The 12,667-nt window shown below is 57.2% G+C and carries 9 protein-coding genes and 2 pseudogenes; 4 read left to right on the top strand and 7 right to left on the bottom strand.

Annotated elements, in window-relative coordinates; translation table 11 throughout:
- The first annotated feature begins 105 nt into the window (after nucleotides 1-105).
- Both LAC81_RS34190 and LAC81_RS34185 read left to right on the top strand, forming a co-directional pair.
- Nucleotides 106-906 (top strand): class I SAM-dependent methyltransferase, encoded by an 801-nt coding sequence (locus LAC81_RS34190; protein WP_223728998.1) that lies wholly within the window; start codon nucleotides 106-108, stop codon nucleotides 904-906.
- A 169-nt stretch (nucleotides 907-1,075) separates the two neighbouring features.
- Nucleotides 1,076-2,599 (top strand): BNR repeat-containing protein, encoded by a 1,524-nt coding sequence (locus LAC81_RS34185; RefSeq protein WP_223728997.1) that lies wholly within the window; start codon nucleotides 1,076-1,078, stop codon nucleotides 2,597-2,599.
- 314 nt (nucleotides 2,600-2,913) lie between these two features.
- On the opposite strand, the pseudogene LAC81_RS34180 reads toward LAC81_RS34185, so the two are convergent.
- The 4 genes and pseudogenes from LAC81_RS34180 to tnpA all read right to left on the bottom strand — a co-directional run bounded on the left by LAC81_RS34180 (nucleotide 2,914) and on the right by tnpA (nucleotide 5,561).
- A pseudogene (locus LAC81_RS34180) lies at nucleotides 2,914-3,214 on the bottom strand (hypothetical protein).
- A complete protein-coding gene (gene tnpC / locus LAC81_RS34175; protein ID WP_223728247.1) occupies nucleotides 3,214-4,782 on the bottom strand; it encodes an IS66 family transposase in 1,569 nt (522 codons plus the stop codon). Before tnpC (LAC81_RS34175) ends, LAC81_RS34180 begins: the two are co-directional and overlap by 1 nt.
- Before the next feature lie 72 nt (nucleotides 4,783-4,854).
- The gene (gene tnpB / locus LAC81_RS34170; protein ID WP_223728248.1) at nucleotides 4,855-5,202 is read right to left on the bottom strand and encodes an IS66 family insertion sequence element accessory protein TnpB; all 348 of its coding nucleotides are present in this window, start codon (nucleotides 5,200-5,202) and stop codon (nucleotides 4,855-4,857) included.
- On the bottom strand, nucleotides 5,199-5,561 hold the full coding sequence (gene tnpA / locus LAC81_RS34165) for an IS66-like element accessory protein TnpA (protein WP_223728249.1): 363 nt from the start codon (nucleotides 5,559-5,561) through the stop codon (nucleotides 5,199-5,201). Before tnpA ends, tnpB begins: the two co-directional genes overlap by 4 nt.
- 875 nt (nucleotides 5,562-6,436) lie before the next feature.
- On the opposite strand from tnpA, the gene LAC81_RS34160 reads away from it, so the two are divergent.
- A protein-coding gene (locus tag LAC81_RS34160; RefSeq protein ID WP_223725348.1) for an IS3 family transposase occupies nucleotides 6,437-7,626 on the top strand; the annotation gives its coding sequence in 2 pieces (ribosomal slippage) (nucleotides 6,437-6,689 and nucleotides 6,689-7,626; 1,191 coding nt in all).
- Here the strand turns inward: LAC81_RS34160 and LAC81_RS38620 are convergent.
- A complete protein-coding gene (locus tag LAC81_RS38620; RefSeq protein ID WP_223730407.1) occupies nucleotides 7,548-7,964 on the bottom strand; it encodes a methyltransferase domain-containing protein in 417 nt (138 codons plus the stop codon). The genes LAC81_RS34160 and LAC81_RS38620 overlap by 79 nt on opposite strands.
- Nucleotides 7,965-8,609: 645 nt before the next feature.
- Nucleotides 8,610-9,748 (bottom strand): IS3 family transposase gene (locus LAC81_RS34150; protein WP_223730406.1). Its coding sequence is split into 2 segments (ribosomal slippage): nucleotides 8,610-9,496 and nucleotides 9,496-9,748, totalling 1,140 coding nucleotides; the frame shifts between segments, so codons are not numbered across the junction.
- Between the two features lie 103 nt (nucleotides 9,749-9,851).
- On the opposite strand from LAC81_RS34150, the pseudogene LAC81_RS34145 reads away from it, so the two are divergent.
- Nucleotides 9,852-11,005 (top strand): annotated as a pseudogene (locus LAC81_RS34145) (IS3 family transposase); the annotation flags it as partial.
- Between the two features lie 24 nt (nucleotides 11,006-11,029).
- Here LAC81_RS34145 and tnpC (LAC81_RS34140) read toward each other — a convergent pair.
- Nucleotides 11,030-12,619: an IS66 family transposase gene (gene tnpC, locus LAC81_RS34140; RefSeq protein ID WP_223725997.1), complete on the bottom strand. Its 1,590-nt coding sequence runs from the start codon at nucleotides 12,617-12,619 to the stop codon at nucleotides 11,030-11,032.
- Nucleotides 12,620-12,667: the final 48 nt, after the last annotated feature.

The following is a 12,667-nucleotide window of genomic DNA, read 5'->3' as shown; positions in this document are numbered from 1 at the left end:
GAATATTTGCCGTATCTTGAGAAGCGGCTGATCGTAGTCGCGGTGGCCTGCTTGCGATCAGTTGCACTAACGCTATGCCGAAACCAGCCGAGAAATGGACTAGGAATGCAAAAACTTCTGGGGACGGCGTTGAAACATCAGAAACTCGGTGACGAGGCTTGGTTCGGAAGAATCAAAGGAAGTGGGCGGGCGCCGGCATTCGGTCTCCCCGATGTCGATATACAAAAGAGGACCGTGGGCAAATACGGAGATGAAGCTCTACGTGATGCATGGATGTTTTGGCGGTTCGTGTGTCGCATGGCGGAACGCCATAGCAATGTGATTGGTCGAAAGTCCACCATCCTCGAATTTGGCGTTTCTTGGGGGCGCATACTGCGATTTTTTCTTCGAGATACAGATGCTTACTGTCTGGCTGGGGTCGACGAAACAGCTTCGCTGTTGGCCGAAGCAAGGCGTGTACTTCCCGGTGATTGCGACCTCCGACTTCGACATTCACTCCCCCCTCTTCCGTACTGCGAAAACAGCTTCGACATCATCTACGCGTTTTCGGGTTTTTCCCATCTTCCCAGAAGTATTGCCGATGCATGGGCGTTTGAATTCCGTCGAATTCTCAAGCCGGGAGGGCTTGTTTGTCTGACAACGAGACCAAAGCGTCATTTGCGAACCGAAGAGTGGAAGATCTTAACGGGAGGCAAAGTTGAGGATTATGAGAAGCAATACGATTTGGGTGAGTTTGTCTTCATTGATGGTCGAAACATAAGTACGTCGCGTTCTACGCGCAAAGTTGAATCAATAATTCCGCCAGATTACGCTAGAAAAAACTGGCCATTTGAATTTATAGGATTCGAGGAAAAGTATAGCGAGACCTATCTGCAACCTTGTTGTGTCCTACGAAAGTCATACTAATATAATGATGTATCGCCTAGCAATGGATGCGACGCGACAAGAGTGCGGCTATCTGGAAGCTTCGGGAAGTGGTGCGGCTTGAACTGGCGTCGGAGAATTCTTGAGGTGCAAGGTGGGGGATAAGGGTTGCATTTCCTCTTCAAGGACTAACCCTGTGTGCCCCAGCTGAATGCTCGACCTAGCAAAGGCAAAACCAATCGATCGCGCAAAATTTACAGGAATCGCCCAGTTCCAGCCATCTTGTTTCTGTCGAAGTGGTGGCATTTCAACGTATACGTTCCCGGTTTCAAAAAAGATGATCCAAATACCGCCGTTACACCGTTGGGCCCTCATTGGAACCGTGCTAATGCAGCTTTTCAGCGGCATGCCTGCGAATGCATCTACATGCCAACAAGGTGTTCCCATCGTGGTCGGTGACGGGCGGAGTGGGATCGAGATCGATAATGCTTGGTCGGGGGCTACCGTGGCATTTGACGCTATCGCTCGTGGCAAGTTGATTTACTTTGGCTACTACGATGCCGACAGGTGGCTGACTGTTGCACAACTCGACCCTCTCTCGGGTGTGGTCTGCCGCTCCCGGCTTCCCTCTCGATTTGCGGGGTGGGACAGCCACAATAGCGTGGCCCTTGCTTTTGACAGCGACGGGCGGCTTCAAGTTGCTGCCAACATGCACGTTAGCCCACTCGTCTATGGTGCAGCAGCTAGTTCCGACAGCATCGGCGATATCTCGTTATCTCCAATGATCGGGCGCGACGAGGACCGGACCACGTATCCGAATTTTATGACTAGTGCGGACGGTAGACTCTACTTCGCGTACAGAAGCGGCATGAGTGGAAACGGCGAGTGGTTTGTTAATGTGCGGGACGGCCAAAGCTGGCAACGGGTGTTGAACACTCCAATCTTTGCGTCAACTGGGAGTGGCTCACCGACGAATGCATATCCATCGGCCTTTCGGGTGTCCCGAGACGGCTACTTTCATCTCGCTGTCGTTTGGCGACGTGCCCCTGACTTGGCGACCAATTATGCGATTACCTATGCTCGCACGCGTGATTTTGTGCACTGGACAGACCATAACGGGAAGCCAATCGCTCCACCATTGGATCCTGGCAACAGCGACATGATCGAAGCGACCGGCGAGAACGAAGGCCTCCTTAATTCAGCGCGAGTGAACGTAACAGTTGCTGGCAAGCCTATTGTGACCTACTCACGTTATGGCGAGGATGGAAAAAACATCGTTGTGCTTGCTTCTCCTTCAGGCGGATTGTGGCGCCGGTCAATCATAGCGACCGCCGGACGACAGACAGTTGCTGCAGGCGGCGGAACAGTGCCAAGTATGCCCTCCTTCGGAGATTTGAATGTTAGTGGCAGTGCTGTTGGCAGTATTGATATTGCCTTCCCCGGAGAACCACGGAAACGCGTCTTTTTCGACATTAAGACCCTCAAGGTTGTAGACGCACCGAAGGTACAAGCGAAATCCGTTGGATCCCATCCTCCTAATGTTTCTCCGCCACCCGGTCTTGCCAACGCCCGCAAGAATAGTCGCGGAATTAGAGTCGAAGGAAAGGCCGGGGGGGCTGCCGGTTCAATGATCTACTTCTCTCAAGGAATTAACCGCGATCAGGCCCGAAAGTGCACTTCGTCGCAGCCTAATGCTTGCAACCCCCCACCGTCACCAATCATATTCGTGCCGTAGGGTAAGCCTCTAGTGACGGCCACCTGATGAGGCGCTATCAAACATCGGAAGTCCTAGTCCTAGTATTGGACTGAATTGCCCCCACTTTCGACCGGACACTCAGCATAAGCAGGAAGGCTCAAGCTTCAAGGTATCCTGTTCGGTGTAGTTATGGCGACAATTCGACAATTCTCGACCCGCCGGGGCTCTAGTCGCCGCTGGATGAAAGTTCAGTGGCAGGTCAGTGATCACCTCGATCCGACGATACTTTCCCTCATGCCTGGCTTCAGTGAGCGTCCGGCGAATGCATTTTTTGCCGTGCTCGAGGCGCAGAGTTAGGGCGCGCGCTTTAGCTCGTCGGTCATTATGCGCTCGATCGTTTCAGGGTCGCATTGTTCATCGACCAAAAACTGGCGAACTCCTCCGTGCCATGTCCGGATATCCGCTAGGAACTCCTCGATGCATTCGACGCCTCGGTCCGTGAAGCCGGTTGTGCCCTCTTCGGTCGTGGACGTGCACCATTTCGCCGTAGTCGATATTGTCCGAGTTGGCGGAGATTTCTCTGAGCAGTTCCAGGTTTTCGCCGATCATGGCGGCGACGTTTTCGATCGTATAAATGTGCATCGAACGAGCCATCATACAGCCTTCTGCAGTGCGGAACCTGCTGGGAGCATATTCCATGGCAACAGATCTTCCAGCCTGTCTATTGGGTAATCCTTGATCCGGGTTAGGACGTCCGTGAGGTAGATTTCGGGATTGTGGCCATGCAGTTTGGCCGTTTCGATGATGGTCAGGATATTGGCGATGCGCTCTCCGCCCTTGTCCGAGCCGGCGAAGAGCCAGTTCTTACGGCCAATCCCGAGGGGGCGCATCGCACGTTCGGCTATATTGTTGTCGATTTCGACACGGCCGTCGTCGATGTAAACGCTCAATGCGTCCCATCGCGAGAGTGCGTATCGCATCGCTTCCGCCAGCTTCTGTTTCTGCGGCAACGTCGGAAGCGTATCCTCGATCCACACCTTCAAGTCCCTCAGGATGGGCCTGGCATGTTCCTGGCGCAGTGCGCGTCGCTCATCAGCCGGAATGCCGTGGATACGATCCTCGATATCGTAGAGCGCGCCGATGTGCGTCAGCGCCTCCCCGGCGATCGGTGATGGCTTGAGTTTGATCACGTCATGGAACTTGCGGCGCACATGCGCCATGCACGCGGCCTCGATGATCTGATTGCCGTAAAGCTTCTTATAGCCACCATAGCCATCCGCATGCATCACGCCGCTGAAGTCAGCGAGGTGGTCTGCGGGATGTGCGCCCTTGCGGTCGGGGCTATAATAATAAGCAGTGGCTCTGGGAGTTGGATCTTGATAGCCACTGCCATCGAAGACATAGACCCAGACCCTACCGGTTTTTGTCTTTCCTCGCCCAGGATCGAGAACATCAACCGGGGTATCGTCCGTATGTATTCGATCGACCGCGGCGATATGGGCTCTGATCAGCAAAATGAGGGGCGAAAGCAGAACGGACACACGGCCCATCCAGTCCGCCATCACGGACCGGGAGATGTCTATCCCCAGCCGGTCGTACATCTCGGATAGACGATAGAGCGGAATGTGGTCGTCGAATTTGGCGACCATGATATGGGCGAGCAAGCCCGGTCCGGGTTTGCCTCGCTCGATCGGCAAGGTCGGCATTTCGCCGGATACCGTCGTATCGCAGTCCTTGCAGATCATGCGCTTTTCGACGTGGCGGACAATCTTCACTGACGCCGGTACGTGCTCCATCACCTGGACCACCTTGTCCGCCGCCTTCAGGAAAGACCTGCCACCACAGGTCGGGCAACGGCAGGGGGCCGCATAGACCAGCTCTTCGGTTGCCAGGCCATCCGGCAGAGGTCTGCGCTTCGGCTTACCAGGTGCGTCATCCAACTCCGGCAAGGGGGCTTTCCCGGAGCGCATCTCGGCCTCCGCGCGAGAGGCCTCGATCTCCTCCAACATCAGCTCAAATTGCTCGATCTTCCGATCGATCTTTTCCGAAGAAGGGCCATGCTGCCGATGGCGGAGCAGTTCCAGTTGCGCGCGCAGAAGGCTGATAATGGAGTCGCGTTTGCCGACCTCCGCTTCTTGCTCGCTGAGTTTCGCCGCCTGTTCAGCGACGAGCACCCGCAAAGCAGCAAGCTCGTCCTGACTGTCCAGCGGCGTTGTTTTCATGCCCAAAAACGTAGCCGATTTGCGCCTCAAGCGCTAGCATCTTTGCCTGGATTCCCTTGTAAAATAAGGTGTTTACCCCGTTCGGCCGGGAGCGGAAGTCCACGCCGGTCGACGCCAGTCGATCCCCTCGATAAGCATGGAAAGTTGGGCCTGTGTCAGGTGCGCCACGCCATCCTTCGCCGTCGGCCAAGGAAAATATCCGCGCTCCAGAACCTTGTAGAATAGGCAGAACCCCTGGCCATCCCACCATAAAAGCTTGATCCGATCCGCGCGCTTGCCGCGGAACCCGAAGATGGCGCCGGACCCTGGCGCTTCCTTTATGACGGTCTCGGCCAGCGCCGAGAGACCATCAATCCCACGACGCATGTCGGTCACCCCACAGGCCAAATAGACCCGCACATTCCCCGATGGCCCGATCATGCTGCCTCCACACAGGCGATCAACGATGCCAGCGTCTTTCGCTCGATGTCTGCTGGAACTTTCAAACCCCGCCCGTTTCGGAGCGAGATCTCGATAAACACTGGCGTCGGCGAAGCTACAGGCGGCTGCCCGAGGCCTACTTCGTCGACGAGCTGTACCGGAAGAAACGAGGTTGACGCCTCGAAGTGGCTAAGTGTCTGCCGCCATAAACGGATCTGAGCCGGATAGATGTCATGGCGACGAGCTACATCACCAATGCGGACGCCAGGCCGGTCGGCTTCTGCCAATATCTCCAGCTTAGCTTCTTTCGACCATCGCCGCCTACGCTCAACGCCGGAAATGATCTCCATGCGAGCCATGCCAACCTCTCAGATCTGGAATTAGTGTCAGCACTAATGCTGGTTCTAATGCCAGAACATCGCCTAACTGGCTCGTTCAGCAAAATCCGCTCACCGGACGCTTACTGGCTTCATGCATGCCTTCATCCATGACTTCAAGCATGGCATCAGCGCGATCTCCAACCATTCCGTTCCGCTCCTGTCGATGAAGGAGCTGATCTCGCGGCCTCAATCACAAAAGGAAAGGTGGGATGTTCGTCGCGCTCACGTTCAGTGGCAGGTCACTGAAAAATCGATGGGGCGTGGACGCCGCATACCGAGAAACGCTTCGGTGGCACTCGTGCCCCCCATGCCATCGAACATCTGTCCGATAACGGTAGCGCCTACACAGCAACGTCGAGCCAATGGCTGGACTGGTGAAAACGTCGCGCACCTGACGCGACGTTTACGGCCGAAGAGCCCATATACGCACGCCGCAGCGCTAAGGACAGGCGAGCGCACAAGAGGCTAGATAATGGGGTGTAACTCAATCGGACCTTATGTGATCTGGAGGGGCTATCTTAGGCGGAGATCGTCCTTCTTAAGGCTAAAAACTGTGTGACCGGAATAATTGAGTCGCGCATAGCCTGGGATGTTGGCGTCATCTAAAACTGCCTTTGGGAAACGCTTGGTAATGTCATAAGTGTCTGGAATCCGAAAAATCATGCCCAGAGACTTCTGCAGATCAATCATGCCGAACCTACGAACGTGGTCAAACTGAGCGAATCGACGCTGACGCTCCTCTGCCCCAATTGGAAAAAGCGATTCCTCATAGTAGCCATTTAGGATCGGGATGACCTGCCACGGGTAATTTCCTCCAGATTGGATTAGAGTCCGGCCTGATTAAGGACGGACGCATGAAGAAGCAGAGATTTACGGAAGAGCAGATTATTGCGGTGCTGAAGGAGCAGGAGGCTGGCGCGAAGGTGGCTGAGCTCTGCCGCAAGCACGGGATTTCGGAAGCGACCTTTTATAACTGGAAAGCCAAATACGGCGGTATGGAGGTCTCCGAGGCGAAGCGTCTCAAGGCGCTCGAGGAGGAGAATGCTAAGCTGAAGAAGCTGTTGGCCGAGCAGATGCTGGACGCTGCCGCGCTCCGCGAGCTTCTGGCAAAAAAATGGTAGGGCCTGCCGCCAAGCGCGAAGCCGTCGCGCATCTGAAGACCGTGATGGGTCTTTCGGAACGGCGGGCCTGCCAGATCATATCCGCTGATCGGAAGATGGTGCGCTATCGGTCCTGCCGGCCGCCGGAGGTCGAACTGCGGGCAAGACTGCGCGACCTCGCCAACGAGCGACGGCGTTTCGGCTATCGGCGGCTGTTCGTCCTGCTCAAGCGAGACGGAGAGCCGTCCGGCGTCAATCGCATCTACCGGCTCTACCGCGAGGAAGGGCTGTCGGTCCGCAAGCGGAAAGCCAGACGGCGTGCCGTCGGCACGCGTGCGCCGATCCTGGTCGAAGCGAAGGCCAATGCCCGCTGGTCGCTGGATTTCGTCCACGACCAGTTTGCCTGCGGAAGGAGGTTTCGCGTGCTCAACATCGTCGATGACGTGACGCGCGAATGCCTGGCGGCAATCCCCGACACATCGATCTCCGGGCGTCGGGTCGCCCGCGAACTGACGGCGCTTATCGAACGGCGCGGCAAGCCCGGCATGATCGTCTCCGACCATGGCACGGAGTTCACGTCGAACGCGATCCTCGCCTGGTCAAAGGAGCACAAGGTCGAATGGCACTACATCGCGCCGGGAAAGCCGATGCAGAACGGCTACGTCGAATCCTTCAACGGCCGCATGCGCGACGAACTGCTGAACGAGAGCCTGTTCTTCGGTCTCGGCCACGCTCGCAGCGCCATTTCCGAATGGGCGGAGGATTACAACAATTTCCGGCCACACTCATCGCTCGGATATCAGACCCCGGCCAACTATGCCGGGACCATCGCCGCAACCGGCTCCAACGCTGCGCAAGATGAAGGCTACGCGTTTCCGCCGGTTGCTCCCACCGCGCCAAATGGCGTATCGAAAACCGCCGGGGCTCTAATCGCCGCTGGATGAAAGTTCAGTGGCAGGTCAGGGATACTAAAGACGTGGAGCCCCTCATCACTCAATGCCCGATGAAGATGATAGAGAACAGCCGTCACGTTGCATGGTAGATGTTCCATGACGTGGTTATGAATAATCAGGTCAAAAGCGTTGGTGGGTAAGGTATGGCATGCCTCAACGAGGTCGAAATATGACACCTTAACATGTTGGTATCGCTCGATATCAATGTCACGCGCGTCATAACACTCGTCGCCTACGATACCTTTTATGTAAGTGGCCAAACCTCCTTCGGGAGCGAAATGAAGCACACGTGTTCCTTTTTTTAGAATGCCACTCTCATCCAAGATCATTTTTAGAACTCGAGCGCGTTCCAACGAGCCGCATTTTGCGCATCTGACATTCAAACGGCCATTCATGTCCAAAAAGGTCTCGCCGCCACATACGTTGCATTGCATCCGTTGCTCTCCGTGCTTTTCGATACTCAAGTGTCTAATTGCACCCCCCAACGCGACGGCAATGATATCCCGGCTATTTTGTCCCGACGACTAGGGTGATCCCAATTACGAACGTGCCCCGGAACATGCACGAAATCCAGTCCCACATTCTGAAAATTGATGAGGTGATCAACGACGCTACGCCAGTCCAAGTTGTTCATTCGAGTAAGCGCTAGGGAGCTGGGGTGCGGTCGAGTACTTTTGATTGCACGCATAAAGGCGGGCTGGAGCACGCAGACCGCATCGCAAGCCGCAAGTGTTTCGCTCGCGAACGGCCTATCGTTGGCTTGCCCGGTCCCGTTTTGGCGATTACACCCTTCACGACTGCGTTCGGCTTCGCATCAATGTCCCGGTCGGATCGGGTCGGAGCGGATCGGCGAGCACTCGACTCGGTCGCACGGCCGGCTTCACGCTACAGCGCTGGCATCCGACATGTCGCACACGATCCTGTACACCATGCATCAACGGTTGGAGTGCTCCCCGTTTCAGCGGACAGATCGGCTAGTTTGATTTAGCCCTGATGAACTGCCGAGGGGAAGCCATCTTGAGGGCGGAATGGGGATGGATTTCGTTGTAGTCCTCGATCCATCCGTCGATAAGTCGGAGCGCCGTTGCGGCGTCCGGTAGAGCCGAGATGCGGATGTAATCCCGTTTCAGAGTTTTCACGAATGCCTCGGACATGCCATTCGACTGCGGGCTGGCCACTGGCGTGAAGCAGGGCGTCAAATTGAGCGCCTGGGCAAACAGCCTGGTCTCCCTTGCCGTATAAGCCGAGCCATTGTCCGAGAGATGTTCGATAGCCTGCGGGGCTCGGGTTGCTGCGAACCGCTTCTCGACTGCCTCCAGCATCATGTCGCGCACGTCCGAGCCGGAGATGCCTGCATTGGCAACAGCCGTCCATGCGATGATCTCGCGGTCGAAAGCGTCGATGATGAAGGCGAGACGGATGACCTCGCCGTTCCAGCAGGTGAACTCCAGACCGTCGGAGCACCAGCGCAGATTGGAGCGCATGACCATGACCTTGCCGTCATGGATGCGGCCCTTGCGAACGGCCGTATGCTTCTCCAGCAACATGGCGTGGTTGCCCATGATGCGGTGAACCCGCTTGGCGTTGACGACAGGCTGATCGGCGGCTCGCCTTTCGCGATTGAGGAGCGCGGCGATCCGCCGATAGCCATAGGTTGGCCTCTGATCCACCAGCCTGCGAATGGCGGGCAGAAGCTCTGCATCCTCGGCCTTCCGATAGGGCCCGCGCGGCTTTGATCTTCCTTTCAACCGCTCCACGAGGTTGGAACGGGAGACGCCCAGCGTGTCTGCGACGGCTTTCATCGGGAACCGTCCTTCGGCAACAAGATCGGCCGCGATATCCGTTTTTTTGAGTCTGCTTTCGAAAGGGCTTCGCGGAGTATCTCGACCTCCATCGTCTTGCGGCCGAGCATGCGCTCCAGCTCGCGGACGCGGTCTTCCAGCTTCTTCACTTCCGAATTGCCGACAACCGGCTCGTCTGAATCCACGGCGGCAGCGCCTCCCTCACTCAAGAGCCTGCGCCACCGGTAAAGCAGATTGGGTGCAACGCCATGGCGGCGAGCGGTCGAAGATACCGTCTCGCCTGGTTCGAAACTCTGCTCGATGATTGTCAGCTTCTGCTCGGTTGTCCACCGCCTGCGGCGGACTGAATTAGCCCCCGAAAGGTCCGGACATGCTCCCCCACTTAACTAAGTGGGTAGGAGTAATGTTGGTAATATGACTAGTAGCAACTTTAAGATGGAAGTCCTTTCGGGTCCGGAACGGCGACGGCGCTGGAGCACGGCGGAGAAGCTGGCCATCATTCAAGAGACCTACGAGGCGGATGCGACGGTGAGCGTCGTTGCCCGGCGGCACGGCATTCAGCCGAACCAGTTGTTCGCATGGCGCAAGCTGGCGTCTCAAGGGGCGCTGACGGCGACGGCCGCCGAGGAGGAGGTCGTTCCGGCTTCCGAATACCGGGCGCTTCAGGCCCAGGTGAAGGAGTTGCAGCGCCTGTTGGGCAAGAAGACGATGGAAGGCGAAATCCTCAAGGAAGCCCTCGAAATCGCCACCGGCCCAAAAAAACAGATGTTGCGTTCGCTCTCTCTTCCGAAGGACTTTTTGAAATGAAGACCGTCTGCGAGACTTTGGGTGTCGCCCGGTCGAATATCGCTGCCCGTGCCACAGGTTCCCCTTCCAGAGCCAGAGGGCGCCCGCCACTCCCGGATCGGGAGCTGGTGGAAGATATCAAGGCCGTCATCGCCGACATGCCCACCTACGGCTATCGCCGGGTCCATGCCATCCTACGCAGGAATGCCCGAAAACAGGGCAAGTCATGGCCCAATGCCAAGCGCGTCTACCGGGTCATGAAGCTGCATCATCTACTGCTCGTGCGACATACCGGAGCCGTCGATGATCGTCTTCATGACGGCCAGGTCGCCGTCGCCCGCTCGAACACCAGATGGTGCTCCGATGGCTTCGAGATCGGCTGCGACAACAAGGAGAAGGTCCGAGTGGCCTTCGCTCTCGATTGCTGCGACCGGGAAGCAATCGCCCATATCGCCACCACGGAAGGCATCAAGAGCCAAGATGTGCAGGACCTCGTGATCACGGCTGTCGAGAACCGCTTTGGCCGCATCAACATGTTGCCGCAGCCTATCGAATGGCTCACGGACAACGGCTCCTGCTTCATCGCCAAGGACACCAAATCCTTGCTCCGCGACATCGGCATGGAGCCGTGCTCGACGCCGGTGCGCAGCCCGCAGTCGAACGGGATGGCGGAGGCCTTTGTCAAAACATTCAAGCGCGATTACGTCTCGGTAAACCCAACTCCGGATGCCGAAACCGTCATCGCACAACTGCCCTTCTGGTTCGATCATTACAACGATCTTCAGTAAGCGACAAGCTGGGGCCGTTCAGGCGGCGTAGTTCCACGGCATGAGCGCGTCAATATCGCTGCTGGGCCATCCATTTGCGAGGCGTTCAAGTGTCTGGGTAAGCCAGGCTTGCGGATCGACGGCATTCATCTTTGCTGTCTGCAGGAGCGTCGCGATCGTCGCCCAGGTCCTGCCGCCGCCGTCGCTGCCAGCGAAGAGGCTATTTTTCCTGGTGATGGCCTGGGGTCTGATAGCTCGCTCGACAATGTTGGAGTCGAGCTCGACGCGGCCGTCGGTCAGGAAGCGCTCGAATATGTCGCGGCGCGATATGGCATACCGGAGAGCTTCGGCGAGTTTGGATTTACCCGACACCCGCGGCAGGGTCGCCTGCCAGAGTATGAAGAGGTCACGGACGATCGCCGCCGAACTTTCCTGACGCGCTGCGACACGAGCTTCGGGACTTTGGCCGCGGACGGTTTCCTCGATTTCCCAGAGCCTCGCCATACGCTCGACCGTCTCTGTGGCGACCTTCGAGCTCTTCGCCGCGTGCAATTCGTAGAACTTCCGCCGGCTATGTGACCAGCAACCAGCCAGGGCGATGCCGTCGTTGCCTCCATCCTTGCGGACAAGCTTGCTGTAAGCACCATACCCGTCAACCTGCAGGATCCCGCGATAACCGCTCAGATGTCGTGCGACGCACTCGGTCGCTCGACTGTCTTCAAAGCGATAGGCCACCAACGGCGGACCGCTGCCTCCGAAAGTGCGGTCATCCCTGGCGTAAGCCCATAGCCATGCTGTCTTTGCCGACCCGGACCCAGGCGCAAGTGTCGGCAAGGTCGTTTCATCGGCAAAGATCCGCTTCGCCTTCTTGATCTCGTTCAGGATGTAATCGGCAAGGATGTCGAGTTCGAACCCCAACTTGCCCATCCATTGGGCCATGAGCTTGCGGTCAAGTTCGACCTTGTCTCGCGCGTAGATCGCTTCCTGGCGATAGAGCGGAAGGCCATCGGCATATTTGGAAACCGCGATCTGGGCCAGAAGTGCTTCTGTTGGAATGCCGCCTTCGATGATGTGTGCGGGAGCCGCGGCCTGGATGACGCCGTCCTCGTTCCTAAAAGCGTACTTGGGACGACGCGTGACGATGACACGGAACCTGGCTGCGACGACATCGAGCCGTTCGGAGACGTCTTCGCCGATCAGGATCTTCCGCTTGCCCGCATGCACCGGCAACTCTTCCGGCTCGATCACGATTTCGACGCGCTCAAGATGCGGCGCGAAGCTCTTGCGCGGCCGTGGTGCACGCTTGCCGTCCGCATTCCCGCGGCCCTTCGTGACCCGGGCCTTTATCGCCGCAATGCCGGTCTCGATTTCCTCGAAGACAAAGGCATGCTGCTCGTCATCGACCGGGGATGCCAGCTTTTCCGAACGCCGTCCAAAGCGGGCCCGATCAAAAGCCTTCAGGATTTGCGTCAGCCGCTCGATGCGTTCGTCGGCGTCCGCGTTCCGGGCCTCGAGGTCATCAACCTGTTTTTCCAAAGCCTCGACGCGGGCTGCCTTTTCGGCCATGGCGAGAACCATAGCTTTCAGGGCCTCTACATCATCCGGGAGCTCGATCTCGGGTCGCGTCATGGGTCAGATCAGAGCATATTTTGCCGTGATCCGCCCGCGGTTTCAGGC

Source organism: Ensifer adhaerens, assembly GCF_020035535.1.
Lineage (GTDB): Bacteria > Pseudomonadota > Alphaproteobacteria > Rhizobiales > Rhizobiaceae > Ensifer.
The sequence above is the reverse complement of the archived record's forward strand: the minus strand, read 5'-3'. Positions and strand labels throughout refer to the sequence as shown.

Bases quoted from the DNA above. Each gene is read 5' to 3' on its own strand.
- tnpC (WP_223725997.1), bottom strand. From the start codon at position 12,619: ATGACGCGACCCGAGATCGAGCTCCCGGATGATGTAGAGGCCCTGAAA.
- LAC81_RS34190 (WP_223728998.1), top strand. From the start codon at position 106: ATGCAAAAACTTCTGGGGACGGCGTTGAAACATCAGAAACTCGGTGAC.
- tnpB (WP_223728248.1), bottom strand. From the start codon at position 5,202: ATGATCGGGCCATCGGGGAATGTGCGGGTCTATTTGGCCTGTGGGGTG.
- LAC81_RS38620 (WP_223730407.1), bottom strand. From the start codon at position 7,964: ATGATCTTGGATGAGAGTGGCATTCTAAAAAAAGGAACACGTGTGCTT.
- LAC81_RS34185 (WP_223728997.1), top strand. From the start codon at position 1,076: ATGCTCGACCTAGCAAAGGCAAAACCAATCGATCGCGCAAAATTTACA.
- tnpC (WP_223728247.1), bottom strand. From the start codon at position 4,782: ATGAAAACAACGCCGCTGGACAGTCAGGACGAGCTTGCTGCTTTGCGG.
- tnpA (WP_223728249.1), bottom strand. From the start codon at position 5,561: ATGGCTCGCATGGAGATCATTTCCGGCGTTGAGCGTAGGCGGCGATGG.